20 protein-coding genes are annotated in these 24,811 nt (G+C 49.0%); 17 read left to right on the forward strand and 3 right to left on the reverse strand.

The window, feature by feature from the left end; all coding sequences use genetic code 11:
• Positions 1–105: 105 nt before the first annotated feature.
• On the forward strand, positions 106–1,371 hold the full coding sequence (locus BLT35_RS01360; protein WP_074726833.1) for a nickel pincer cofactor-dependent isomerase, group 22: 1,266 nt from the start codon (positions 106–108) through the stop codon (positions 1,369–1,371).
• A gap of 180 nt (positions 1,372–1,551) precedes the next feature.
• On the forward strand, positions 1,552–2,172 hold the full coding sequence (locus BLT35_RS01365) for an NUDIX hydrolase (protein WP_235594307.1): 621 nt from the start codon (positions 1,552–1,554) through the stop codon (positions 2,170–2,172).
• A gap of 79 nt (positions 2,173–2,251) precedes the next feature.
• Here BLT35_RS01365 and BLT35_RS01370 read toward each other — a convergent pair whose 3' ends face one another.
• Positions 2,252–3,370: a hypothetical protein gene (locus BLT35_RS01370; RefSeq protein ID WP_074726834.1), complete on the reverse strand. Its 1,119-nt coding sequence runs from the start codon at positions 3,368–3,370 to the stop codon at positions 2,252–2,254.
• 215 nt (positions 3,371–3,585) lie between these two features.
• On the opposite strand from BLT35_RS01370, the gene BLT35_RS01375 reads away from it, so the two are divergent.
• The 4 genes from BLT35_RS01375 to BLT35_RS01390 all read left to right on the forward strand — a co-directional run bounded on the left by BLT35_RS01375 (position 3,586) and on the right by BLT35_RS01390 (position 8,160).
• Complete coding sequence (locus BLT35_RS01375; protein WP_054817863.1) at positions 3,586–4,170, forward strand: TetR/AcrR family transcriptional regulator; 585 nt, start codon at positions 3,586–3,588, stop codon at positions 4,168–4,170.
• Between the two features lie 155 nt (positions 4,171–4,325).
• Positions 4,326–5,600: an HlyD family secretion protein gene (locus BLT35_RS01380; RefSeq protein ID WP_074726835.1), complete on the forward strand. Its 1,275-nt coding sequence runs from the start codon at positions 4,326–4,328 to the stop codon at positions 5,598–5,600.
• 7 nt (positions 5,601–5,607) lie between these two features.
• A complete protein-coding gene (locus BLT35_RS01385) occupies positions 5,608–6,831 on the forward strand; it encodes an ABC transporter permease (protein ID WP_062408802.1) in 1,224 nt (407 codons plus the stop codon).
• Between the two features lie 24 nt (positions 6,832–6,855).
• Positions 6,856–8,160, forward strand: coding sequence for a TolC family protein (locus BLT35_RS01390; protein ID WP_062408801.1), 1,305 nt, complete (start codon positions 6,856–6,858; stop codon positions 8,158–8,160).
• A 338-nt stretch (positions 8,161–8,498) separates the two neighbouring features.
• Here the strand turns inward: BLT35_RS01390 and BLT35_RS01400 are convergent, their stop codons facing one another.
• Positions 8,499–10,337, reverse strand: coding sequence for a histidine kinase (locus BLT35_RS01400; protein WP_074726836.1), 1,839 nt, complete (start codon positions 10,335–10,337; stop codon positions 8,499–8,501).
• Between the two features lie 84 nt (positions 10,338–10,421).
• Here BLT35_RS01400 and BLT35_RS01405 point away from each other — a divergent pair, with 84 nt between their 5' ends.
• From BLT35_RS01405 to BLT35_RS01455, 11 genes are all read left to right on the forward strand, one after another.
• On the forward strand, positions 10,422–11,843 hold the full coding sequence (locus BLT35_RS01405) for a response regulator (RefSeq protein WP_074726837.1): 1,422 nt from the start codon (positions 10,422–10,424) through the stop codon (positions 11,841–11,843).
• A gap of 133 nt (positions 11,844–11,976) precedes the next feature.
• Entirely contained in the window at positions 11,977–12,324 is a 348-nt protein-coding gene (locus BLT35_RS01410) for a Gfo/Idh/MocA family protein (protein WP_054817819.1), read from the forward strand.
• Positions 12,321–13,757 (forward strand): ABC transporter substrate-binding protein, encoded by a 1,437-nt coding sequence (locus tag BLT35_RS01415; protein ID WP_074726838.1) that lies wholly within the window; start codon positions 12,321–12,323, stop codon positions 13,755–13,757. Before BLT35_RS01410 ends, BLT35_RS01415 begins: the two co-directional genes overlap by 4 nt.
• 75 nt (positions 13,758–13,832) lie before the next feature.
• A complete protein-coding gene (locus BLT35_RS01420; RefSeq protein ID WP_074726839.1) occupies positions 13,833–14,711 on the forward strand; it encodes a carbohydrate ABC transporter permease in 879 nt (292 codons plus the stop codon).
• Positions 14,712–14,747: 36 nt separating this feature from the next.
• On the forward strand, positions 14,748–15,602 hold the full coding sequence (locus BLT35_RS01425) for a carbohydrate ABC transporter permease (protein ID WP_083351136.1): 855 nt from the start codon (positions 14,748–14,750) through the stop codon (positions 15,600–15,602).
• Positions 15,603–15,631: 29 nt separating this feature from the next.
• Positions 15,632–16,672 carry a zinc-dependent alcohol dehydrogenase family protein gene (locus tag BLT35_RS01430; protein ID WP_083351137.1) on the forward strand — a complete coding sequence of 347 codons (1,041 nt, stop codon included), beginning with the start codon at positions 15,632–15,634 and terminating at the stop codon, positions 16,670–16,672.
• Positions 16,673–16,713: 41 nt separating this feature from the next.
• The gene (locus BLT35_RS01435) at positions 16,714–17,559 is read left to right on the forward strand and encodes a sugar phosphate isomerase/epimerase family protein (RefSeq protein WP_074726841.1); all 846 of its coding nucleotides are present in this window, start codon (positions 16,714–16,716) and stop codon (positions 17,557–17,559) included.
• Positions 17,560–18,154: 595 nt separating this feature from the next.
• Complete coding sequence (locus BLT35_RS01440) at positions 18,155–20,059, forward strand: sigma-54-dependent Fis family transcriptional regulator (RefSeq protein ID WP_074726842.1); 1,905 nt, start codon at positions 18,155–18,157, stop codon at positions 20,057–20,059.
• Positions 20,060–20,326: 267 nt separating this feature from the next.
• Positions 20,327–20,716, forward strand: coding sequence for a hypothetical protein (locus BLT35_RS01445; protein ID WP_062408797.1), 390 nt, complete (start codon positions 20,327–20,329; stop codon positions 20,714–20,716).
• Positions 20,717–20,750: 34 nt separating this feature from the next.
• Positions 20,751–21,617: an alpha/beta fold hydrolase gene (locus BLT35_RS01450; protein WP_054817829.1), complete on the forward strand. Its 867-nt coding sequence runs from the start codon at positions 20,751–20,753 to the stop codon at positions 21,615–21,617.
• Positions 21,618–21,719: 102 nt separating this feature from the next.
• The gene (locus BLT35_RS01455) at positions 21,720–22,493 is read left to right on the forward strand and encodes a cysteine hydrolase family protein (RefSeq protein WP_074726843.1); all 774 of its coding nucleotides are present in this window, start codon (positions 21,720–21,722) and stop codon (positions 22,491–22,493) included.
• Between the two features lie 23 nt (positions 22,494–22,516).
• On the opposite strand, the gene BLT35_RS01460 is transcribed toward BLT35_RS01455, so the two are convergent.
• The gene (locus BLT35_RS01460) at positions 22,517–24,793 is read right to left on the reverse strand and encodes a N,N-dimethylformamidase beta subunit family domain-containing protein (RefSeq protein ID WP_074726844.1); all 2,277 of its coding nucleotides are present in this window, start codon (positions 24,791–24,793) and stop codon (positions 22,517–22,519) included.
• Positions 24,794–24,811: the final 18 nt, after the last annotated feature.

Below are 24,811 nucleotides of genomic sequence, written 5' to 3' on the forward strand. Positions count from 1 at the left end.
ACGGTCGGTCGGCATCAAAAACAGAAGCAATCCGGGTATTTTACTTCTTCCCCCTATGGAATATAATGGTTGTATAGTTGACTATATAGGGGGCCCTGCCATATTATGAGTGATTATCCTTCAGTTTATCGGATTAAGCAGAAGTTTGCCCGATCGCAGCTTGGCGATTTGGAGGCGGCGGTGGAGCAAGCCGTAGACCGGCTGTTTCCGCCAGGCCAACAGTCTCCGGCTCCCGGTTCAACCATTGGAATAACGGTAGGCAGCCGGGGAATTACCAACATTGTGCCGATCCTGACCTCCATCGTTGCTCAGCTCAAAAGCAGGGAACTGCAGCCGTTTCTTTTTGCCTGCATGGGAAGCCATGGCCGCGGAGAGCCTGAAGGACAGAAAGAAATCCTGGAGAGCTTGGGAATTACACCGGAAAACATAGGAGCTCCTGTGTCCTGCTCCGGTGAAGTCCGGCTGCTTGGACATACAACCAAGGGAATTCAGGGACTGCCTGTATATTGTGCCGAGGAAGCACTGTCGTCAGACGGAGTGATTGTGGTAAACCGCATTAAAGCGCATACTTCCTTTAGCGGGACGTATGAGAGCGGGATGATGAAGATGATGGCTGTGGGTATGGGCAGGGCCAAGGGAGCTTCGATGGTGCACAGCCTGGGCGTCGGTCGTATCGCTGACGCTATTCCGGCTATTGCCGGCGTGATCCTGGAGCGGGTTCCGGTCGTCGGAGGCATTGCCATTGTGGAGAATGAATACGAGGAAACGGCGCTGATCGAAGGGATTCCGAAGGCGGAGCTTTGGGAGAGAGAAAAGGAGCTGCTGATTCTCTCCAAATCCTATATGCCGAAGCTTCCGGTGAAGCATATGGATCTTTGCATCGTGAAAGAAATGGGTAAAAACTACAGCGGCACCGGGATGGATACGAATATTATCGGCCGGCTGCGAATTCAAGGGATCCCCGAGCCAGAGGAGCCTTTCATTCAGTATTTGGGTGTGCTGGACCTCTCCGAGCCTTCGCACGGAAACGCAACGGGAATCGGTCTGGCGGATTATACGACGAAGCGCTTGGTTTCGAAGATTGACAGACAAGCTACTTATTTGAACTGCATGACTTCGGGACTGGTTGTGCGCGCGGCGGTTCCTATGACCTTTGAAACCGATGAAGAACTGATGAAGAATGCTTTGTCCATTTTAAGACTGGCCGAGCCTTCCAGCTTGAAGCTTGCGATCATTCATAATACGCTGCATCTTGACGAGATGTGGGTTTCCGAAGCCCTATGGCGTGAAATTCAGGACGATCCGAAAATCGAACTCGTGGAGGGTCCTGTCCGCATTCAATTCGGGGATGAGGGACAGCTTCAGCTGTAAATAGCATTGGGGCCCGCAATACAAAGTGATCCATCGCAAGAGCCTGTCTTGCCCGAACGGCTCTTGCGTTTTTTTGTAAACCATTTGTTCACAAAGATAACGTTATTTGTAGTGCAAACACGATATAATATGAACAATAAGGTGGTAAGATCTTGATTTTTACCGGGAGTGTGGAACATCTTGAGACAAGTCTACCAAGCTTTACAAAATAGAAAATCAGAACTGATGGGGCATAAAAACTTTTTAAAATATGCGGTGATGGTTCCGCTGGTTGAAATAAACGGCGAACTGAACATCTTGTTTGAAGAAAGGGCGCATCATCTCAAGAGGCAGCCGGGGGAAATTTGCTTTCCCGGAGGAAAGATCGATGCGGGCGACAAGGATGAAAGGGCTGCAGCCGTACGTGAAACTTGTGAAGAATTGGGGCTGGCTCAACATGAAGTTGAAGTGATTGGGCCATTGGACTATTTGATTACGTCATTTCATATCGTTTATCCGTTTGCGGCGCGGATATCCAACTATGATCAGATCCGGCCCAACCCTGATGAAGTGGCTAGCGTGTTTTGCGTACCGATGGAATACCTGCGGAGCCATGCTCCAGAGCTTCATTACGTGGATCTGAGCGTGGCTCCGCGTGAAGATTTTCCATACGATCGAATCCCTAACGGCCGGAATTACAAATGGGGAAAAGGAACCGTTCCCGAGTTTTTTTACTATTATAAAGATCGTGTGATCTGGGGATTAACCGCGAGAATCCTGAACCATTTTCTTGAGGTGACGGAGGCGGCGAAAAGCAATTAACGAGATTGCTCGCCGCCTGATGCTGCCAAGAGCTTGGTTGACAAGCCGCCGCGGCTTGCCCTGCGGCTTTACATACGGATTATTTCGACGCTTCTTTGCCGAACTTGTTTTTTATCCAGAACATACCGGTAGGCCGATGGTTCTGATATGGCGTATCCACGGAGTAGGCGGTTCCCGCCAGCTCTTTAATCTTCGACGAATAAGCGATGCCTTCCCACTCGGTTACGGCAAAACTGGATATCTTTTTCTCGCGCAGCAGCTCTATGGGCATACGATGATCCTGATCAAACGAAACGATCGTGACCTCCTCCCCGTCCTCATTTTTGCCGATTTGATAAACCTGAGTCACGAGATAATCATAGTTATCGTACAGCTGTTCGTAAGTGAGAAATTGCGGCTTGGCGTAGGTTACGGCAAATCGCTGAAATCCGTCTTCATCGGAAAGCTCATGTAATCGTTTGTTCTGCCCGGCTCTATATTGCTCCAGTTGCTCAGGCGAATGAATGTGCAGAAAGCTAGCATTCAGCCTTCCGCTATCTTTTGCTGCGTAGTTGGTCCAGTTCAGCTTGGCATAGTACATGGGAGTATGATCGGCAGCCTGATGTTGTTTTTGAACGGGATGCGTCCATTGGCGTTCTTTCACTTGATCCCATGTGAAGCGGAATAAGCTGTCCATTGTTCCCCACAAGTTATTTATCATGCCGTTCGACGGCTGCGGGTGACTTAAGAAAGAACTCATGCGGATACTCAGATTGTCTGTTCCCTGATAGCGCCATATGGTAGTCATTTCATATTGTTTTCCCGGAATCAGGCTTGATGGATCGGTGACGTACAGACGAAGCTGATCGTCCACCCCGTCCTCATTACTGTCCAATTTCTCTACCTTAACACCGGGCAAGCTGGTCATCACCCCTACGGGCTGAAGGCCGTCAAATTCGCTGTCTTGAAGCACGAATGACGGTATATAAGCGTGGGGAAGCGTGCGATGCAAGTTGTACAGCTGCTCTTTGGACCACTCAAACTTGTATTCCGTAACCAGCAGATCCTTCTCCGGTTTGAATGCTTCGAAATCTCCGGCTGCAGGAAGATCCATATTCCTTTCGTTGGTATTGGAGAGTTTCCCGGATTCAGCGGCGGCGGCGCCGCAAATACTTAGACTCAGCATAGATAAGAGAACGATGGCCGCATATTTTTTCACAGGACAAACGAGCTCCTTTCGAAGAATAGTTTCTATGCATTAGACTTACAAAAAGAGGAAAAGGTTTCACATGTGTTAAAAAATCATTTGCAGCATCGTTCCTCCTGCAGACTTATTGCAATCAAGGGAAGATCATGGTAAAGTAAATAATGACCAAATGACCAAAAATGAATAACGGTCAAATTCAAACGGGAAAAGGGAAGGAAGTTATTCTGATGTCAACGATCGATCGTCGTAAAATGATACTGGCTGCCGCTACGCAATCGTTCGCCCAGTTCGGTTATAAAGCGACGACGATGGAGCTGGTGGCGAAAATTGCGAATGTCGGGAAAGGAACAACCTATACCTTTTTCAGAACGAAAGAAGAACTGTTTGACGAAATCCTGCGCAAGGCCCTTCAGGAAATGAAGGAAGTTTGCGAGAGGGCGATCAAGCGGGAGGACACATTCGATCAGAACCTGATCCGGGTACTGGATGCGCTGCTGGAGTTCAGGGCCGATCACGAGCTGTTCGTCAAGTTGGCCCAGGAAGTTCGCGATATCGGAACCGTTCAGGCGCTGGAGGGCATCAAAAGGCTGGAGAATCTGGTCCTCGAATATATGCGGCAGGAAATCGAGGCGGCGATTGAAAAAGGGGAAATCAAGCCTTGTGATTCCCGGGTCATCTCCTTTATGCTCCTGAAATTTTATATCGCCCTTACAACGGAATGGAGTCAGACCCATGAGCCGCTGAATAAAGAGCAGATCAAGCAATATATGCAGTTATTATTGTCCGAAGGCTTGTTGGCCAAGCCGAATTAGGATCCTCTGTAAAGGAGGATTATTTTTTGGAGCATAATGACCAAATGAACAATACGGTCAATTCGTAATATTTTAATTCTTATGATTGTATAAGTATCTGTTTTTCTGCTTAAATGCAGTGGCAGTGGCAACAACATTAAGCTGGAGGGATATTCATGCGCTTTATTCGACCCATGATATTTATTGTAATGGCACTGGCTATCGGTACGGGCGGTTATCTGCTCAGTACGCATCCCACGGCGGGTAATGCACAGGCCGAATCATCGGCCCTTCCTACGGCTTACATTGAAACGAATGCGGTCAGCGCGAGCTTCAAGTTGGGGGGAAGGATTACTGAAATCCTTGTTCACGAAGGAGATACCGTCCAAAAAGGCCAGGTTCTGGCAAGGCTGCAGAGCTCGGAGCTGGAAGCCAAGCTTGCTCAGGCCGATGCTACAGTTGCGCTGGCTCAGGGCAAGATCGCAGAAGCGCAAGGCGCAAAGGCGGCGGCGCAGGCGAAGAAGCAGCAGGCGGCAGCCGGGGTAACGGTGACGTCGGAGACGGTGGAGCAGCAAATCGCGCAAGCGAAAGCGGCGGTTGATGCGGCTCAGGCCAAAGTGGACGGATTACGTCAAGGTGCCCGCCCGGAGGAAAAGAAGCAGGCGGAGATTCAATACCAGGCGGCAAAAGAAGTGTACGAGATTGCAGAACAAAACTTGAACCGGATGAATGCGATGCTGGAGGAAGGACTTGTTTCCAAAGCGGAGGTGGATAAAGTCCAGGTCAGCTATCAGGAGGCAAAGACCAAGGTAGAACTGGCTGAGCAGCAGCTCCAAATGGTAAACCAGGGGCCTCGGGAAGAAGAAATCCGCGCCGCCGAAGCGATGCTGGAACAGGCAAAAGCGGCGCTTCAGCTTGCTGAGGCGGGCCGTGAGCAGGTCGCTATTCGGCAAGGGGACGTAGCCGCGGCCGAAGCCGCCATTAAGCAAGCGCAGGGTGCGCTGCAGTCGGCCGCTTCGAGCGAAAAGCAGGCGAAGGCCGCCAAAGCAGAGGCGCAAGTTTATGTCGGCTATACGGAACTGACCGCGCCCAGCGACGGGGTCATTATATCGCAAACTGCGCAGCCGGGCGAGCTTGTCGGCTCCGGATTCCCGATTTTTACGATTCAAACGACAGATACGCCGTGGGCCAAGTTTTATATGACGGAAACCAGCGTAGCCGGATTCAAAGCCGGGGACAACATTCGGATGAAGCTGATCGCCACAGGACAAGAGGTGGAAGGTACGATTCAATCCATATCCGCGGCACCTGATTTTGCGGTCAAAAAAGCGACGCAAACCGCGGGACAAACCGACGTTCGATCGTTTGCCGTTAAAGTTGGATTTCGGCAAATGCCGGAGGGCGCTGCAGTCGGAATGACGCTGCAGTGGATCGGGGCAACGGAAGGGTGATCCAGTCATGGACTTGAAGGTAGGCGTCGTCATCGCCGATGAATGGAAAAGCATTGTGAAGGACCGGCGTTTATTCGCTATCTTGTTTATTGTACCGGTGATGTATACCTTGCTGTTCGGGGCGATTTATACGCATCACAAGGTAACGGAATTGAGCACCGTCGTGATGGATGACGATCAAAGTCCGCTTAGCCGTCAGATCATCCAGGCCTTCGATGAAAGCGAAACGTTTCGCATTACCCAAAGGGTACATTCGGAAGAGGAGGTGAAACAAGCGCTGGCTTCGGGAGAAGCGCAGGTCGGTTTATTCATCCCCGACCGCTTCGAAGCGAGTTTAAAGCAGGGCCAAACGCTTCCGCTGCTGACTTGGGTGGACGGGAGTAATATGATTTATTCGAACACGGCGACAAAAGGAGCCAATGAAGTCATCACGACGTTCAGCATGGGTCTTTCCGCCAAAAAGCTGCAGCTGCAGCAGGGATTGCAGGACGAGCAGGTTCTCCATACGCTGTCTCCGATTCCTTACAGATACCGCATTTTATATAATCCCACGGTAAATTATAGCGATTTTATGATATACGGCTTAATCGGAGCGATTCTGCAGCAGGTCCTGTTCCTGGGTATCGCTTTGGCGATAACGAGGGAAAAGGATCAAGGGACCTGGCAGCGGTTTGCCTATTGGCGGCGGGAGCCATGGCGATTGGCATATGCGAAAACGGCTCCTTACTTTCTGATCAATCTGTTCAATACGACCGTTGCGTTGTGCATTGCATTGTATGTTTATCAAGCTCCGTTCGCAGGCAGCGCTGCCCTGGTTTTCCTTACCGTGCTCTGCTTCACGTTCGCCGTCAGCGGCATCGGGTATCTGATCAGTCTAATCTCCGCCAATCAGCTGGGAGCTACACAAACGGCGATGCTGATCGCCGTCCCGTCGTTTCTGCTTTCCGGCTTCACCTGGCCGTTTGAGGCGATGCCCAAAGCGCTGCAGGCGGTAGGGCATATGCTGCCGCTGACGTATTTTTTGGATGCCATCCGGAACGTCCTTGTAAAGGCCAACGAATTCTCCGTCATATGGCGTGATTGTTTGGCCATGGCGATGATGGGAATGGTCGCATATTTTATTGCACTGCTGCTGACCCGGTTTCTGGTGTTCCGGAAGAAGGAGGAGCTGCAGGCAGAGCCAGGCTTGAATGCGCCCCGTTCCTCCGATTCAACAAGCTTGACGATTTAAAAATAGATAGAGGAGATATGAGAGATGAAAAAGACGATGGCCGGTTTATGCGCAGCTCTGTTAATGTTGTCCGGTGTGCAAACAGCGGCATTGGCCGACGGAGCAAATGAAGAGCTCGATCGGCAGGTTTATGTTTCTGCGAACGATTTGGATTTCGTATCGTCCATCGATTTGCCCGCCGTACTGAAACGGGCTTTGGAAGACTCCGACAACTTGATGCTGCTGCAGTTGAAATATGCGGCGTTGAACGCCAAGGAAAACGATTTGAAGCAGCAAAGCGATTCGCTGCACGGTTCTCTGGTTACAGGCGCACATCTTCCCGATACCCCGGAAGAAATGATCGCGGCTATGAATGCCCAAGGCGTGCAGCTGAAGCCGGAGGAGAACTTGTGGATCGGTCCGATGACGACCGTGACGAATAAAGCCGTCAATCAGTTGATTCAAGGGATGGGCGCCATGAGCACGGGGATTAACCAAATGATTCATCAGCAAAGGGAACAAATGAAATCGGCAGCCCATCAGCTGCAAACGGACCAGCGCAACACCCGGCTGCAGCAGGAAGAGGCACGGGAAGGAATACGTCTTCAGACGATCGCTCAGTACGTGCAGCTGCTCGGGATGAAGAAGCAAATTGCCTTCATGCAGGAATATCAGACTTTGCTGGAACAGGAACTCAGGAAAGCGACGCTGTTTAAGGAGGAGGGCCTCGCTTCTTCCGAGGATGTGCTGGCAGCGGAAAGAGCGCTGGCAAAGCATAAAGATGAGCTGACGATATTAAACCAAAACTACCGGCTCGCCTTGCTGCAGCTTTCCTTCGATATCGGAATTGCGTATGATCCGAATCTGGAGTTGAAAGAGATTGAGGACCTGTCTACAGCGCCGATTGTCGAAGTGGATACGGAGACGTTATTAAGGCATTCGTTCCAAATGAAAATGAGTGCCAACAACATAGATGAAGCAGCGTGGCAGAGCGATAATTCCGTCACTCAAAACGTGTATGGAGAAGGCGGTTTGGCCGTGAATTATGCGATTGCGGGAACGAAAAACAAGCAGATGCAATTGGAGCTGTCCAAAAAAATTCAAGCCACCTACACGGAAGCGAAAAATGCTTATCAGTCCTATTTGACAGAAGAGCGCAATGCCGAGGAAGCGAAGGCGGACCTGAGCAGGATGAAGTTCCGTTATGAGGTCGGCGTCATATCCCGCCACGATCTCCGGAAGTTCGAGCTCAAAGTGCGCCAAAGCGAAGCCTCGCTGGAGGCAGCGAAGTTGAAATATTATGTGCTGAGGGAAAAGGCGACCGCCATGGAGAAAGGATTCATTCAGTAGATCGGTATAACGATGCACAGGACGATTGGTCGGATCTTGCCAAAGCGGCGGAGCATGGTATGAACGAAGAGGGCAACCTTGGTTCAAGTATTCCATTGAACCAAGGTTGTTTCATTTTAGACAGCGCAATGGATTTCGTTATTGACGGATGGAGCGGATACTGCTGCTATCAATTAGTAATTATTACGTATAATTCCGGGGAACGGTATGCTGAGGCTACATTCCGTAACCCGTTCTCCAGCCCGCTGAAACAGATCATAAGGGAGATGGATGAAAGAGCGGATTAAACCGTCCATGGAGAAGCCGTTAGATAGCCTGAAGCTGGCGACTTTTCCACCTTATTTTTTTTTGGAGGATTCAGACATGCTGTGCTGTGACCTCCGATAGGGTACGCGGATTGCCGCCCTGGTTCCCTGATGCGGATGGGAAGTGATCCTAAAGTCTGCCGAGTCTCCGTAGGCCAGCAGAAACCGGCGGTATACGTTGTAAATGCCTGTGTGCTTCTGAAAATAAGGATCGACGATTTCTCCCTTCGAATGAATCAATCGAGTAATCTTGTCCAGAATATGTGCCGGTATGCCGGTTCCTGTATCACGAACATCGATATGAAGCGTCCCCTCTGTCAACTCCACTGTAACGGTCAACAGGAATTCCTCAGCGCCCATGCTCGGGCTCCATCCATATTTAATCGCATTTTCTACAAAGGGTTGTATGCTCAGCTTCATAATTGGAATATCTGCTGCAGCCGAATCTACGTCGAATTTCGCCATCACATCCTTGCCGTTTCGATAGTGATGGATATTAAGGAAATTTCGGATATAGGCCATTTCTTCTTTTACCGGAGCCCATCCTCCATCGTTTCTCACATTATATCTCATCATCCGGGACACGGATTGCACCATTTCGCCAACCGCTTCTCCATTGTTTTTGACAGCATAAGACTCAATCGTTTCGAGTGTATTGAACAGGAAGTGAGGATTAATCTGAGCTTGCAGCTGCAGCAGCTCCCTCTCTTTTTCTTTTACCCTGGATTCAAACACTTCCTGCTCCATTCTTTGCAGCTCACCGAGCATCTGATTATAGCTTTGTATCAAAAATCCGATTTCATCGTTGCTGTATTTGATCTGAATCGGAACGTACGCCCCTCTGCCCAGACTTACAATCCCTCCCTTAAGTTTAAACAGCGGCCGGAGGACGCTATTCATGACAGGGAATGCAATAATCAAAGCGATGATCAAGCTGACCACGGCAATGAGCATGGTCAATTGAGTGGATTGCTGAACGCCTTTCGTAATGCTGCTGAGCGGAGCCATCCATACCAGCTTCCAATGGCCGTAAGGGATATCTGCATAGACAGCTTGATACTTCACGTTATCGGAGTTGAAAATAAATTCCCTGTTTTGATCAGGATCTAAAGCCAGTGAAGTCTGAAAATCCTGCAGCAGGGTGGAATGCATGCTGAAATTGGAAACGACCGTACCGCTGGAAGGTTGATATAGTAAAAGATACCCGTCCTGCCCATAATTGCTTCCGCTTAGCATACTTTTCAGTTTGTCCTCCCGAATCTCGATCACGAACCAGGAATTGATCTGTCCTGTACGCAAATTAACGATGGGCCGGACAAGAGAGAAAACGTTTTCTCTTGGGTTTTGGATATAATCCATCGGATGAGGAGCGATTAATTCTTGTTTGTTTATTTGATAAAACGACCTGTAGATATGATTCTCTTGAAAAGAGTATTCATAGTTAAGGCGCTTCTGATACGATTCAAAATACGATTTTCCCATTTGGTCAAGATAAAGAACACCGAGCACCTCGTTCCAGAATTGAAGGGAATTTTTTAGAACCGGACGAAAATTAATAATATAATTGGCTTGCTGAACCAAATCATCGTCGGGTGTCTCCAAAAATTTCTGGAAGTCGGGATTGGTCAGCAACGAATCGAAGGATTGGCTCAAATCCTGCAAATAACTTGTGATATCATGGGAGACAAATTGAACGTACTGTGAAGAAATGGATGCCGAATGCTCCGTACTGGAACGAAACATAAAATGCTGGGAGCTGTAGCTAACCAGGGAGATGGGAAAAATAGAAATTGAAACCAGAAGGATGAACAGTTTATATTTAAGCGATAAATAGCCTATCCACCGTTGAACAGACTGCAATAATGGCAGCATGGAATCATTTCCCCTCTTTGTACTGGTGGTTGTTCTTATTCGACAAATTCTAACAAAATCCTTGTAAGGAGCTGAAGATGAACTATGAAAATATGTGTTGCCGATGACGAGAAAGAAGTGCGCGAAAGCATTATATATAAATTAACAATGCTTTTTCCCTCTGCCAAGATCTTTGATGTCGGGTTTGGCAAAATGGCCCTGGAACAAATTTCGCTGGTGAAACCGGACCTTGTCTTTATGGATATACGGATGCCGGAAATGGACGGTCTGGAGATTCTTCGTTCGATCCAAAGAACTTACCCGACCATGCAGGTTGTTATTTTATCGGGCTATGACGATTTTGAATACGCGCGTAAAGCGCTGCAGTATGGTGCTGTCGACTACTTGTTAAAGCCGGCGGACCGCGAGCAGCTGCGGGAAGTCGTTGAGAAAGTAAAGCTGGAGATGGACGTTTTGCTGCTGAAGGAAATGGAATCGGTGCTTGTCAAATTATCCAACCAATATGTATTTGTTCATAATCTAAAGTGTTATAATACCGGCCTATGGTTCGATGAGCGGGAGTGGAAGGAAATTCTTTTTGGCGATCCTGCAGAACTATGCAAGACATGGGAAAGCCATCCCGACCGCATCTTATTATCTTTCTCCGTCAATTTTGACTATGGCGGTGTGGTGGTTCACACGCCCTCGGGCCAAAACAGGACGAGTTTCCGAGAGAAGCACGATTTTTTGTCCAGTATCACAGCCGGAATTGAGCAATGGGAAAGTGAGCGTTTTTTTGAGGGGCAGCGGGAACGGGGGGAGGCAGCCTTGGAAAAGAACGGCAAAGAGGCGGCCAGGAAAGCTGTATCCTTGCGGCAGCACATCTTATCGTATGCCAAAATCGGAGACATTCCGCATCTGGAAGCAGCGCTTGACCATTGGTTGAACAGCTTGGAGGAGCTTGAGTTTCACCAACTCAAGAAAGAGTGTGTGAACCTGATGGCCTTGCTTGACGAAGGACTCACCAGTAAAAACGAACTAATTGTATTGGAAGAAGAAAAAATCCATTATTGGACTCAGTGGGTTAGCAAGCACAAGACGTGGAGCGAATTGAAGCAAAAGATTTGGAAGTTTGTTTTGGATGGTGTCCGCGCCTTGACGCAGCTGGAGAATCAATCGAGCTTGAGCTGGTTTAGACAAGCGCTTCAATTGGTCGATACTTCCCGCGATCCGAATCTCAGTCTCGAAATGGTGGCCGACGCCGTAGGCGTTCACCCCGTCACATTAAGCCGCATCTTCAAACAGCAAACTGGTATGAATTTTGTCAAATATATGATCCGCAGCAGATTGCGGCATGCGCAGACTTTGCTGCTCCAAACGGACAAAAAAATCAATGAAATCTCTGAAGCAATCGGTTATATGGATTACCGCTATTTCCGAACCTTGTTTAAAAAAGAATTCGGCTTAACGCCTTCAGAGTATCGCAGAGGCAATGGATTCGTCAATACAGGCGATGAAACGGAGTAAACCCTGCAGGTTAAAAAATTCTCCCCTTCGGCTAAATTATTCCGCTGTTTTCGCATGCGCGGATTTTCTATACTCATATTGTAAACGGTTAACTGTTTCATGTTAGGATTATTTCGGAAAGGTAGAGTCGTGCATGGAAGCTATTTGCAGGACTGGCTTTTGTACGAGACGGATTACAATTGATGGTCATCCCCTGATCCATACGGAAGATTATGCGAGCGTGCTGCTGCGCTTTGAAGATGGAACCAGAGGTGTTTTTACGGTTTCCCAAGTCAGCGCCGGACGCAAAAATAGGTTAAGCTTTGAGATCAATGGAAGCAAAAGCTCCGCGTTTTGGAATCAGGAGGAACCCGAGAAGCTGTGGATCGGGCATCGAGAGAAACCGAATGAAGGTGTATTATCGATGCCATTCTGGAAAGTCATGCCACAGGCCAATGGGTTGATGTGGACAATACAAATAAAAAGGGGTAATGCAAAATGAGAAAAATGAAAACGGCTTCAATACTTGTGCTTTCAATGATGATGGTCTTGTCAGCGTGTTCTGAAGCTGCACCGCCTGCCCATGAGCAAAACGGAAATGCGGCCGATAGCGGGAAACCCCAAGTGTTGAAAGTGTTATATGCTACGGTCGAGGCAGGCTCGGAGGCTATCATCGACGCCGCGCAAAAATACGAAGAGCAAACGGGCATTCGGATTGAAGTGAATACATTCCCATATAACAACCTTCAAGAGAAAGTATTTTCGGAACTGGCCCAAAAGAGCGACCACTATGATTTGATTGCGATCGATACGCCATGGATGCCCAAAATTATCCAGCACATTGAACCCATGACTTCTTATATAAAGTCTACGAAATCGCCGGATTCGTTGAAGCTGGATGATTTTATCGCCAAAGCGTTTCTGGATACTTCTGTATTCAAAAAAGATGCGCCGCAAGCCAATCCACCACAAATGGATGAGATTCATCTGGATAACATTGTTTCACAGGGATTCGATATCTGGAGCCTTCCGGTTCAATCCAATGTGTTGACCGTGAGCTACAGAAAGGATCTTTTTAACCATCCGAACAACAAGGAAGAATTTAAAAAGCAGTACAACCGTGAATTAACCGTTCCCCAAACGATGGATGAGTATCTGGATATCGCTAAATTTTTCACCCGCGATACCAACAACGACGGCAAAATCGATCTGTACGGTACGACTTTGATGGGGAAGAAGCATGAAGCCAATTTTGTTGACTTCAAGTCGTTCTTAAGTGATTTTGGCGGGAAAGTCTTTGACGATGATCTGAAGCCGGTGTTCAATGATGAAAAGGGAGTAAAAGCGCTGGAAACCTACGGCAGCTGGATCGGCCAGCATAAAGTGACGCCTCCTGGCGTACTGACATACACCTGGGATGAAGTGGCGACCGTCTTCGGCTCCGGACAAGTGGCCATGGGGATGAATTATCACGATATGAAGCTGGATCCCAAAGTAAAAGGCGAAGCCGGATACTTTGTATTCCCCGGTGTAAAAGACGGCGATAAGCTTGTGAGAGGGCCGCACTTCGGATCTTGGGGGATTGGCATCAGCAAATATTCCAAAAACAAACAAGGCGCTTACGAGCTGGCGGAATATTTGACAAGCCCGGAGGCTCAAAAAGGCTACTTGAAATTTAACCAGCACGTGACGAGAAAATCCGCATATGAAGCTGCGAAGTCTTTGCCCGAGGCATCTCTTAAAGAGTACTACCAGGTTCTCGGCGAATCTCTAAAAGTGGGCGTGGGCCGTCCGAGAATTACGAATTATGATCAGGTTTCCGAAGCTGTCCAAATTGCAGTCAGCGATTATTTGTCCGGTAAAAAGGATGCGAAGACGGCGCTGAACGATGGCGCCAAACAAGTCGAAACCCTGATGAAGCAAGCAGGTTATTAAGTTGAATCCCAGCGGACGCATGAGCATGAACATTCGGCGACAAGCGTCCGCTTTAAACGGAGTTGAAATTCCCTCATGAGAAATCAAGATAAGAGTAAGCTGAAATACCTTTTGTTTGTTCCGGCCATGGTTGTTCTGATTTCCATGACCATTGTCCCGTTCATCTTTTCTTTGCTGACCAGTATGACTAATTATAAAGCTACGGAACCAGAGAAGTGGAGCTTTGTCGGGCTGGATAATTTCACCCGCGCTTTAACCGACCCCGATGTCCAGGCTTCATTCATCAACACGCTGATTTATGTGGGCTGCGCCGTTTTTTTGGAGTTTGTGCTCGGCATTCTGATTGCGCTGTTATTAAACCGCCAAATGAAAGGAATCACCGTGATCCGGATGCTGCTGCTTCTGCCGATGATGGCCACACCGGTAGCGGTTGGTCTCATGTGGCGATGGCTGTTTAATACCGATTTCGGCATTATTAATCATTATTTGAACTCGTGGTTCGGCATCACAGGTCCGAATTGGCTTGGAGACCATACGCTGTCCATGCCTGTCGTTATTCTGGTCGATGTCTGGCAGTGGACTCCTTTTATGGTGCTTTCTTTGCTCGCGGGACTGCAATCTTTGCCTGACGATCCGGTGGAAGCCGCCTGGATGGACGGGGCCTCGCCATGGCAATTGTTTTGGCATGTCACCCTTCCGCAGTTAAAGCCCGTGATTCTGGTCGTGCTGTTAATCCGGATGATCGATGCCTTCAAGTCCTTTGATGTGGTCTGGACCTTAACGAATGGAGGACCCGGGATCAGTACGGAATTATTGAGCCTGCGCGTTTATCGTGTAGCGTTCAAGTTCTGGGAGACAGGGTATGCTTCGGCGATTTCCTGGCTGTTCTTAATTATGGTCATTTTGATTACCTCTCAGTTTATCCGGTTTCTTTACAGGGAAACGCCAAAATAATTCAATCGATCCGATCTACATAGTATTGGGGATGATATGATGGGAATTTTACCGTATAAAACAAAGAAAACCGCGGTTAACCGGTTCCTGGATCTATTGACTTACATTATTCTGTTTGTCGCGATCTTCCCGGTGGCGTGGATGGTGTTAACGTCGTTAAAAACATCCTGGGATGCGCAAGCCTTACCGCCGGTGTGGTTCTTTCTTCCGACCTTTGAGAACTACGGGTCTTTATTTTCAAGTAAAGGATCGTCAAATCAATTCAGCAGCCTGCTGTGGAACAGTGTGGTTGTCTCGCTTGTATCCACCTTTTTGTCCATTGTATTCGGAGCATTGGCTTCCTACTCCTTGTCGAGATTTAACTTGAAAAGAGGAAAGGATCTGGCGATTTGGATATTGTCCACCCGGATGTTTCCGCCGGCCGCTACGCTGGTACCCGTATTTATGATGATGAGCTGGTTTGATTTGATCGATACGTATACCGCTTTGATTATTCCTTATACGGCATTCAATCTTTCGTTTGTGGTGTGGATGCTGAAGGGATTTTTCGATGACATTCCGATCGATCTGGAAGAAGCGGCGATGATGGACGGCTGCTCCCGGATGACCGCTTTTTATAAAATCATTCTGCCGTTGATCGCTCCCGGTTTGGCTGCAACCGCGATTATATGTCTCATGTTCAGCTGGAACGAATTTATGTTTGCGTTGGTGCTTTCCAGAAATGATGCCGTCACGGCTCCTGTGATCGCCAACCAATTCATTACGATGTATGGGGTAAAATGGGGCGAGTTGACTGCGGCCTCGACCTTAATGACGGTTCCGGTTCTGTTCTTTGCCATTCTCGTAAGGAACCACATGATTAAAGGCTTAACGATGGGTTCCGTAAAATAAACAATCCAAAGGGTATGGAGGGTATATGGATGAAAACAATGAAGGGCGTAGTATTTCCAGGGAATAAGCAAGTGCTAGTCAAAGAGTTTCCGGTTCCCGCTCCGGGTCCCAACGAGGTTTTGATCGAGATGAAGGCATCGGCGATTTGCCGCAGCGATATGAGCCTTTATTATGGAAACCCGGTGGTTGGCGGCGAGGCGACCAAATCGGGAGCTATCATTCCGGGTCATGAGCCGGCAGGATTGGTGGTCCAAACCGGAGAAGGCGTCGAATCGATTAAAGCAGGAGACCGGGTAGCCGTATATTTGGCTGTCGGGTGCGGAGAGTGCTCAAATTGCAAAAGCGGGTATATGATGTTCTGCACCTCCTGGAAATGTGTCGGCTTTGACGTGCATGGCGGAGATGCCGATTATCTTGTGGTTCCCGAGAAAAATTGCATGAAGCTTCCGGATTCGTTAAGCTATGTGGCCGCTGCCGTATCCACAGATGCGGTGGGAACGCTGTACCATGCTCAAAAAAGACTGAACATTTCCGGGAAGGATACCTTGGTCATTTTTGGCCTGGGACCGATGGGCGGAGCCGGCATTTTGGTCGCCAAAGCTTTGGGCGCAACCGTCATCGCTGTCGATATGATCGAAGAGCGGCTGGAGCTTGCCAGAACGGAACTCGGAGCCGACTACACGATCAACGGCAATACAGAAGACGTCGTCAGCCGAATTCGCGAGATCACGAATGGCAAAGGCGCGGATGCGGCTATCGATTGCTCGGGCAGTCCGATTGCGGAAAATCAGGCGTTGGACAGTGTGAGAACCCACGGCAGAGTGGCGTTTGTCGGGGAGTGCAGGGAATCCACGATCAAACCAAGCGAGCAGCTCATTCGTAAACAATTAACCTTAATCGGCTCGTGGTATTTCCCGATCCAGGAATATGAAGAGATTACGGAATTCATTGTACGCAAAAACGTCCCGGTTGAAAAACTGGTTACACACACCTTCCAGTTGGAAGAAGCAGAGAAAGCGTTCCGGTTGTTCGATGAAAGAAAGACCGAAAAAGCCGTATTCGTTTGGTAGGTTGACACCAATTTCGTATCCATAGAAGGGAGCATGAACATATGAAAGGAATCTCGTTTAATACATGGGTGTATAGTTGTTTTCCAAGCTGGCTTCCGTCATATCCATTGGATGAAGTCATTAAAAGATTGTCCTCTATGGGCTATGACGGGATCGAGATCGGCTGCGCCAGTCCCCATGCCTGGCCGGATCATTTATCGCACGGGCGGAGAAAGGAAATCAAACAGCTGCTCAGAACGCATCAACTGAACGTATCGTCGATGCTGCCCGCTCCGGGCGGGGGGCCGGGGAACAACCCAAGCTCTCCGATTAGAGAAGAACGGGAGTTCACAGTTCAGCATTACAAGGATATTATTCTCCTTGCGCATGAATGGGAATGTCCTACCGTGATTTGGATTGCGGGATGGGCCGTCTATGGGACTCCGCAGCAGGAGGCATGGAATTACAGTCTTCAAGGGCTGGTGGAGTGTGCCCGATATGCAAAGGAGCTTGGCGTCACGCTGGTAGTGGAGCCGACGCCTACAGACAGCAATTTGGTCGAGACCGCAGACGACGCCCTCTTGCTGGCGGAGCAAACCGGTGAAGATAACGTCAAAGTGATGTTTGATACCTTCCATGCGCTCTATCGGAGCGAGGTATCCAGTGACTACGTGTACCGCATGAAAGATAAGCTTCACCATATCCATATATCCGATGCCGACCGTCTTCCGCCGGGACAAGGAAACTGCAATTTCGACGCTGTGTTGAAAGCTCTGAAAGAGATCGACTACCAAGGCTATTTGACGATGGAGGTCGGCTTCCATACCCGCAAAGCCGATCCCGATTGGTATGCGGCCGCATCGATCGACTATTTGAAGAACAAATTAAAAGAGATTCAATGGGGTTAAACCGCCATCAGAACAAGCTGTCGCCTAATATGCCTAAATGACAGCTTGTTTTGTTTGGTCAATATTTAGAAAAGGATGTTTTCGATAAGAGCGAACCCTGCCAAATTTACACCGGCGGGAGAAGGATTGCTGAAGCCGACCGGGGCGATCATACTGACCGTATCCGTCGGAGCGCCCCAAGGCAGGGCATAGCTAAGCTTATTATTGATGACCTGAATTTGCCCTGCAGCGGGTACCGAAGTACCGCCAAATATACGGCCAACCGGTTGGGATTAGGCTGAATGAGGATATTGTCTTCAATCAGTATCGTAACCAAGTTCTTCGAAAAAGTTAGCGGCTATGGGTAAAAGAATAATCGAGCTTCCGCTTCTTGTCATATGATCGGCGCAGTTCTCCTGAATGAACAGCAATTGATTGGATTGATGCTCTGGGTATTCACCGATTCGTACAATATTTTCGGATCGGATGGCTGTCCTAACCTCGGAACATCAGGTTTTGAAAATAGGACTTGCAGGAAAACGACCCGGTTTAATAGAATGGTTATACATTGTTTGAATAATGCGACATATCTATTTTAGCCAAGGGGGAAATACCGTTGAATGTCACGCAATCATGGCAGCAATTCGTGCTGAAAGGGGAAGCGGACGCGAATATTCGCAAGGAAGTCCTGGATTCATGGTATAGGTGCAGGCAGATCGGTATTTCTTATGAATTGGATCAGGTTGCTTCTCATATTGGCAGAGATGAGTTTATCGATAAGCGCAAAAAAAACGAAGAGCTACTGGCAGCCGCTATCCCGGTGATGGAAGAAATGTACAGTTATTTAAAGGGTGGAGGTTACCTGCTCCTTCTTGCCGATGCAGATGGATATTTGATCGAAATGATGGCCGATGCGAAAGCGCAGCATGTGTGCGATCGGGGAGGAATTACACCCGGTGCCAGATGGATGGAGGATAACGTAGGTTCTACTGGACTTTCCATTGCGCTAAGGACACGTATGGCTATAGCCACATCCGCCAATGAACACTATTGCACCGCTTTCCGGGTATGGGATTGCTCGGCTTGTCCCATATTTGTCGACGGAGAATATATGGGGGTGTTCGACATCTGCCGGGTAGGTCCGGGCAATGACATCCGCGAGCTGTACACGTTGGCGGTCTCCGGAGCACGGTCTGTTGCCGAGAGATTGCGTTATGACCGAAACAGAGTAAAAGAAGAAATCCTGTCGGAAATTCTCCTGCGTTCCTGGGATATCAATTTGCAGTCCACGGGTATTTTTTCCTTCGACAAGTGGGGGAAGATCATTCATAAGAATAAACGGGCATCTGAATTTATCCATCTGCTTCAGCAGGAGAACCAAAGATTGCATCCTTCTGCACAGACCAACGAGCATCCCATCATCAACCAATTGAACATTCAATCGGATGAAACGGCCGAGATTTTCCTTGAGGGACAAAGATACCTGCTTGAATCGAAAAAATTGACAAAGCAGAACGAAAACCTGGCCATGGTTGTGTTGGTCAAGACGGAAGCGCAGAAAAAAAAGGCCCCGTCGGCGGCAAAGCCTGAGGGAAAGGAACCGTCTGCAGTTCATGCTGCTTTTAAAACAAAAAATCCGACGTTTTTGAAAACGCTTCACATGGCGGCGAAAGCGGCCAAAAGCGATGCGGGGATACTACTCCGTGGGGAAAGCGGCACGGGCAAGGATTACATGTCCAGAGCGATACATCGCGAAAGCAGCAGAAACGGCAAACCTTTTATTGCGTTAAACTGCGCCTCTTTGCCGAAGGAGCTGATTGCCTCCGAGCTTTTCGGTTATGCGGCAGGCGCCTTTACCGGAGCCAGGCAGCAGGGAAACCCTGGAAAAATAGAAGCGGCGAACGGGGGCACCTTGTTCTTGGATGAGATTGCCGACATGCCTCTCGAGCTCCAGGCGGTATTACTCCGTGCACTGGAGGAGAAGCAAATTACAAGAGTCGGAAGCACAACCCCTATTCCTGTGGATGTGCGTTTTATTGCAGCCACTCATAAGGATTTACGGCTGCTGGTGGAAAAAGGGGAGTTCCGCGAAGACCTGTTATACCGGCTCAATGTGTTTACGGTTCATATTCCTCCGTTACGGGAACGGCCGGAAGATTTGGAGCATTTGCTGAATCAGATGCTTTCCGCAGCTTGTGACAAAGCAAAGCGCAATCAGATGATTTGTACGCCGGAAGCGATGGAGCTCTTTCGGCACTACACCTGGCCAGGCAATTTACGCGAGCTTCGAAATGTAATGGACAGAATAGCGTATCTTCATGAACAGGATCAGTTGGAAGCCCGTCATGTACTAGAATATTTGGATATGGGAAACAAGAGCCCCATCCGCATGAGCGAACGGGAGCAGATTGAATGGGCCTTAAAAACGGCCAACGGAAACCGGGTTCAAGCGGCCAGATCGCTGAATATCTCGCGAAGCGCTTTATATCGGAAAATGGAAAAGCATGGCATAAACTGTTGAATCGACTCCTCCTTCTCGGACAACTCAACTCCTTGAGTTGTCTTTTTTTCTGGAGTCCCGGTGTTCGTTGTCCGGACACCGGATGTGCCATGAAACAGGGGAGGCGGGCTTGCGATGAAATGATGAGGGGTGAAACGGCAGATGCTTACTGAGGTTAAAACAATGTTAAAGCATAAACTCTATTGGCGTGGTTTTTGCTAATTTATAAGGCAAGTAGGGAAATTCACCAGTCTCTACTCCAAACCGATCTGAAGGAGGCAATTGGAAATGACAGTTGCAGCAAAGCAATGGACCACGGAGTTTAAAGAGATCAATGACAGCAATGAAGAGCTGAACGCCCACGGGAAGTTTTTTACCTGCTCGTATCTATTGGATATGGAGACGACGAAGGTCCTGATTCAAACGCACGCGGGAAAAATTGTAAACGTCACCATGGACCCGGGCCCTCTCGAGCATTATCAATTTGCCATTCGTGCCAGCGCAGATACGTGGCGCAAGTTTTCCCAGCCTACCCCGCCGCCGATGTATCACGGCATTTGGGCGGCAAGCTTCCAGCGCGATATGAAACTGGAGGGCGACTTGCTTGTATTAATGCAAAATCTTCGCTGCCTTACCACCCAGTTGGAATTGCTCCGGGTTGTAGGTGTACCGGTATAAAAACGGATAAACGATAAAAAGGAGGAAACAAGCGATGCCTAAAGCTACATTTTCACCCGTAACGGGCCGTTATGTCACGATTGAAGTGGATGGGGATGAATATAAAGTATTTTATTTGGAGAACGGAACGGGACAGCCCATTGTCTGCCAGCACACGGCAGGTTGTCACAACCATCAATGGCGGGGGCTTCTCGAGGATGAAGAATTCACGAACAATTATCGCATTATCGCTTATGATCTGCCGAGGCATGGAAAATCCGATCCTCCGCTGAATCGTGAATGGTGGAAGGAAGAGTATAAGCTGTCTGCCGATTTTTATACTAAATTTATCGTTACCCTGTGCGATGCGCTCGAGCTGGAAAATCCGATTTTCATAGGTTCGTCGTTTGGAGGAAACGTAGCTCTTCAGCTTGCTCTTCGCTATCCGGACCGTTTTGCTGCGGTCATTCCGGTTGAAGCGGCGGATTACTCTCCGGGCTTTTATCTGGACTGGTGGCATCATCCGCATGCGAATGCAGCTCAAGTATGCGCCAGCGGAGTATGGGATCTTATGGCTCCGCAATCGCCGGATCAGGATCGCTGGGCAACGTGGTTTTATTACTCCCAGGGCTCGGAAGCGTTTAAGGGGGATTTGTATTTCTACTCCGTCGATCATGATCTTCGCGGCAAGCTGGATCAAATTCAGGGGGACAAAGTCAAGGTTGTCATGCTCACGGGAGAATACGACTATCTCACTACGCCTGAAGACGGTAGGCGAACCGCAAGCCAAATCAAAAATGCCGAATTTATCGAAATGGCCGGCATCGGCCACTTCCCGATGAGTGAAAATCACGAAGTGTTCCGAAAGTACCTTGCCCAAGCATTGGAGCTCATCCGCGCGGCCAGCACAGCCAAAGCGTAAAAATTCAGAGCCATTCACGACTGCTGTCGCGGATGGCTCTTTTTGAGTTATACTGGAGAGAAAGGACAAGCGCTGCCAAATCATGAATAGGGGTGGTTCATAATGAAATCGGATAACATCATGCTGTTTGTGATTGACCCGCAGAATGATTTTATGGATGACGGGGCACTGCCCGTCGCAGGAGCCAAAAAAGATATGGCGCGGCTGGAGGCGTTCATTACTGCGAATGAACGCGCCATTGCACGCATAGGCTATTCGCTGGATACCCACCAGCCGATATCGATTTTCTTTTCCGTATGGTGGGCTGATCAAGACGGGCAATCCCCAAAGTCCTACACGACGATTACTTATGACGATGTTATGGCCGGCCGGTGGAGTCCGTGCTTTCATCCGGATGAAAGCTTGCAGTGCCTGAGTCAGCTGAGGTCCATCATGATTTGGGCGGATCACTGTCTTCAAGGAACGCCGGGCGCAGCCGTAGAGCCAAATATTTACCACGCGATCATCCGGCATTCCCGCAGGAAAGGGCTCAATCCTTTGGTAATTGAAAAAGGGCTTGATCCGATTAGCGATATGTACGGCATCGTTCATCCGGAGTATAACCCGATGAACCGTTACGATGATCGGATGATCAATGAATTCAGGAAGTATGATGAAGTCATTTTCGCCGGCGAAGCGGCATCACACTGTGTGCTGACTTCGGTCAAGCAGGTCATGGTTTTGTTCGAACAAGAGACCGTCAAGCCCCGGTTCAGCATCCTTACGGACTGCATGAGCCCGATTGCCGGTTTTGAAGAGGCGACTAGCGCCGCCTTTGATGAACTTGCAGACCGGTATGGTCTGCGCTTCCTAACGTCGAAGGCTATTCTGGATTAACAACGGGAACGACGTCTGCAGAATTATGGCAATTGCCACGGCAGAGGTTCGTCCGACATAAATTTATTGAGTACGTTTTCCGTGAGCCGTGAAATATTGTTATCGTACCGGTTGTGGGACAGGCTTCCGCAGTAAGCAATGGAGCTAACTGAAAAAACAGCTCCCCCATTGGGAGTGGGGTAATAAACCATATCGGCTCTGACCCTGGGATTCTCATAGCCGCCCATCCCGGGGACGTTAAAAAACAGCTCCTCTACAACCTGCATGTACACATCCGTATGTCCTTCCGAAGAAGCAAGAATCAGCGTTTCCGGCGGGGTTCCAAGCTCAAGATCGTAGATGTCGAGTTCAAGCCCTGCCGCCCCGCCGCCGACTAATCCGAAGTTGCCGATGAGCTCGTCGTCCCCGATTCCCTCGAAAATCCAGGAGACTCTGGGATCGAAGCTGTCCGGATTCCGGCGGTAATAGGAAGAGACGTCGAAGCCTTCGGCTATGAATCCGGTGCCGGCAATTTTTTGCGGAGCCCTTCCTCTGTTTCTCCAAAGTCCACCCTGTTCGCCGCTGAAGCTGAGATGCAATTCGCCAGGCTGTGCCTTCCAGGCGTTGGAGCCGAATTGCTTGCGGACTTCAATCATATTCGGATTCTCCGGGTTGAACTGGATGATCCAATAGAAGCCGTTGGCACCCATATACATCAGTCTTCCGCCAAGCTGCTGGTAATCTTCGATCGCATCCAGCATGCTGCCGGAATAATATTCGGGGTGGGATCCCGTAAGGACTACATTGTACGGATTTAACAGCTCCACGCCCTCGGCATGAAGGTCATGATCGGTAATCACATCAAAGGAGTAACCCTTTTCGGTCATCCAGTCCACCAAATGGAGGTCCGCATTAAACTGCCACAAGGACGGAGAAAGGTTATGTCTGTACTTCGGCCTCATATTGAGGACAGGGCGAAGGGAAGAGGAATAACATACTCCGCTGCCGTCGGAATGCACATCGTACGTGGAAAGACCAAATTCTTTATGTTCCATCAGGTACAAGTCTTCTTGCTGAATCACAGGGGCGCGTCCAAACATCAATTGAGCGAGAGGAATGTCCTGAAATCTTGTGTTTGCATAAGCCAAATAACTCGCCGTTGGAATCAATAAAGCGATTTTATTGGCGGTTGCTCCTTTGGCAGGCCTTACAAAAAAGGTGATGTAGTCTTCATCCTCTCCTGCTTTGACATGGGCCGCATACACACCGCTTTTCAGACCGTCCGGGACGGTCCATTCAAAATCCGCTTCCCATCGGGCATCGGAAAGATCGTCGTCATGAAAATGAATGGCTCCGTACTGCTCGGGCGCATGGATGAAATTTTGTTCATGCGATGTCCAATTGTAACCGGTCATCGCCCGGGCGGGAAGGTTAACGGCCTCTCCGTGCAGCTCGTTCCTGGAAGCATCCCATATCCTGCTGGGCGTTTCAATACCGTTCGGACCGATATTTTTCGCAAAATCCCATACGGCCAGCAAATCCTCAAAAGGCTCTTCAATACACTGCTCCATCTCCTGCAGGGTAAGAGCGCGGTCTGCCATGCGAGGCCTGTCGATTTTACCGTTATATAAACCGCCCGCGATGTGCTTGCCTGCGCTCGCGTGCTGTAAATAACCGGCCATAAGGAAAGGAGTATCATGATCCGTATCAGGCTTTGCGTTTACGGTCGTCTTTACATGTGCGGCCATTCTTTCCAAGGAGTAAGGAAGAGCATATCTTCCGTTGGTTCTGCCGATGAGAGGCTTTTGGAATACTTCAACCGCCCCGCTCGATGCGTCATAAGAAGCGCCTGCAAAAAACCAGATTTTTTCTTCCAGCTTTTTCTCTGTGCTGATCTTGTAGACCTTGCCTTTCCCGTCGCCTATCCATAAAGCCAGACAGCCATTCTCGTCAATAAACAAACCATAACCGGCTTTTCCGGCTTCCGACCATTTCGTGAGCAGTCCTTGAACACCTTTATCCGGTGTAGTCGGCCAAATCATAGCTTGCAGGGAGAAGCTCTGAAGTTTTCTGAATAAGGGTTGATCCGGAACCATAATATAGGATCCGCTGTAAATTTTCTGTTCCCTTCCTTTATATTCCTGATTTATGCCGGTGTTGACGGGTTTCGTCTTCAGTCCGGGTCCTTGAGGATTCGTGTCCCCATGAATTAATTGAACGATGGAGGCCTGGTAGGTTTCATGCCCTTCACAGTTCACCATAAATTGAATGGTGCTTCCCGGTTCTACGCTGAGCTTATCTGTATATCCATTGATCGCCACTAGTCATCTCCCCTTGGT

The sequence above is a fragment of the Paenibacillus naphthalenovorans genome, from assembly GCF_900099895.1.
Taxonomy (GTDB): domain Bacteria; phylum Bacillota; class Bacilli; order Paenibacillales; family NBRC-103111; genus Paenibacillus_G; species Paenibacillus_G naphthalenovorans.

Coding starts and splice junctions, on each gene's coding strand:
- BLT35_RS01375 (WP_054817863.1), top strand. CDS start 3,586: ATGTCAACGATCGATCGTCGTAAAATGATACTGGCTGCCGCTACGCAA.
- BLT35_RS01450 (WP_054817829.1), top strand. CDS start 20,751: ATGCCTAAAGCTACATTTTCACCCGTAACGGGCCGTTATGTCACGATT.
- BLT35_RS01420 (WP_074726839.1), top strand. CDS start 13,833: ATGAGAAATCAAGATAAGAGTAAGCTGAAATACCTTTTGTTTGTTCCG.
- BLT35_RS01410 (WP_054817819.1), top strand. CDS start 11,977: ATGGAAGCTATTTGCAGGACTGGCTTTTGTACGAGACGGATTACAATT.
- BLT35_RS01405 (WP_074726837.1), top strand. CDS start 10,422: ATGAAAATATGTGTTGCCGATGACGAGAAAGAAGTGCGCGAAAGCATT.
- BLT35_RS01435 (WP_074726841.1), top strand. CDS start 16,714: ATGAAAGGAATCTCGTTTAATACATGGGTGTATAGTTGTTTTCCAAGC.
- BLT35_RS01400 (WP_074726836.1), bottom strand. CDS start 10,337: ATGCTGCCATTATTGCAGTCTGTTCAACGGTGGATAGGCTATTTATCG.
- BLT35_RS01445 (WP_062408797.1), top strand. CDS start 20,327: ATGACAGTTGCAGCAAAGCAATGGACCACGGAGTTTAAAGAGATCAAT.
- BLT35_RS01380 (WP_074726835.1), top strand. CDS start 4,326: ATGCGCTTTATTCGACCCATGATATTTATTGTAATGGCACTGGCTATC.
- BLT35_RS01425 (WP_083351136.1), top strand. CDS start 14,748: ATGATGGGAATTTTACCGTATAAAACAAAGAAAACCGCGGTTAACCGG.
- BLT35_RS01360 (WP_074726833.1), top strand. CDS start 106: ATGAGTGATTATCCTTCAGTTTATCGGATTAAGCAGAAGTTTGCCCGA.
- BLT35_RS01385 (WP_062408802.1), top strand. CDS start 5,608: ATGGACTTGAAGGTAGGCGTCGTCATCGCCGATGAATGGAAAAGCATT.
- BLT35_RS01430 (WP_083351137.1), top strand. CDS start 15,632: ATGAAAACAATGAAGGGCGTAGTATTTCCAGGGAATAAGCAAGTGCTA.
- BLT35_RS01455 (WP_074726843.1), top strand. CDS start 21,720: ATGAAATCGGATAACATCATGCTGTTTGTGATTGACCCGCAGAATGAT.
- BLT35_RS01390 (WP_062408801.1), top strand. CDS start 6,856: ATGAAAAAGACGATGGCCGGTTTATGCGCAGCTCTGTTAATGTTGTCC.
- BLT35_RS01415 (WP_074726838.1), top strand. CDS start 12,321: ATGAGAAAAATGAAAACGGCTTCAATACTTGTGCTTTCAATGATGATG.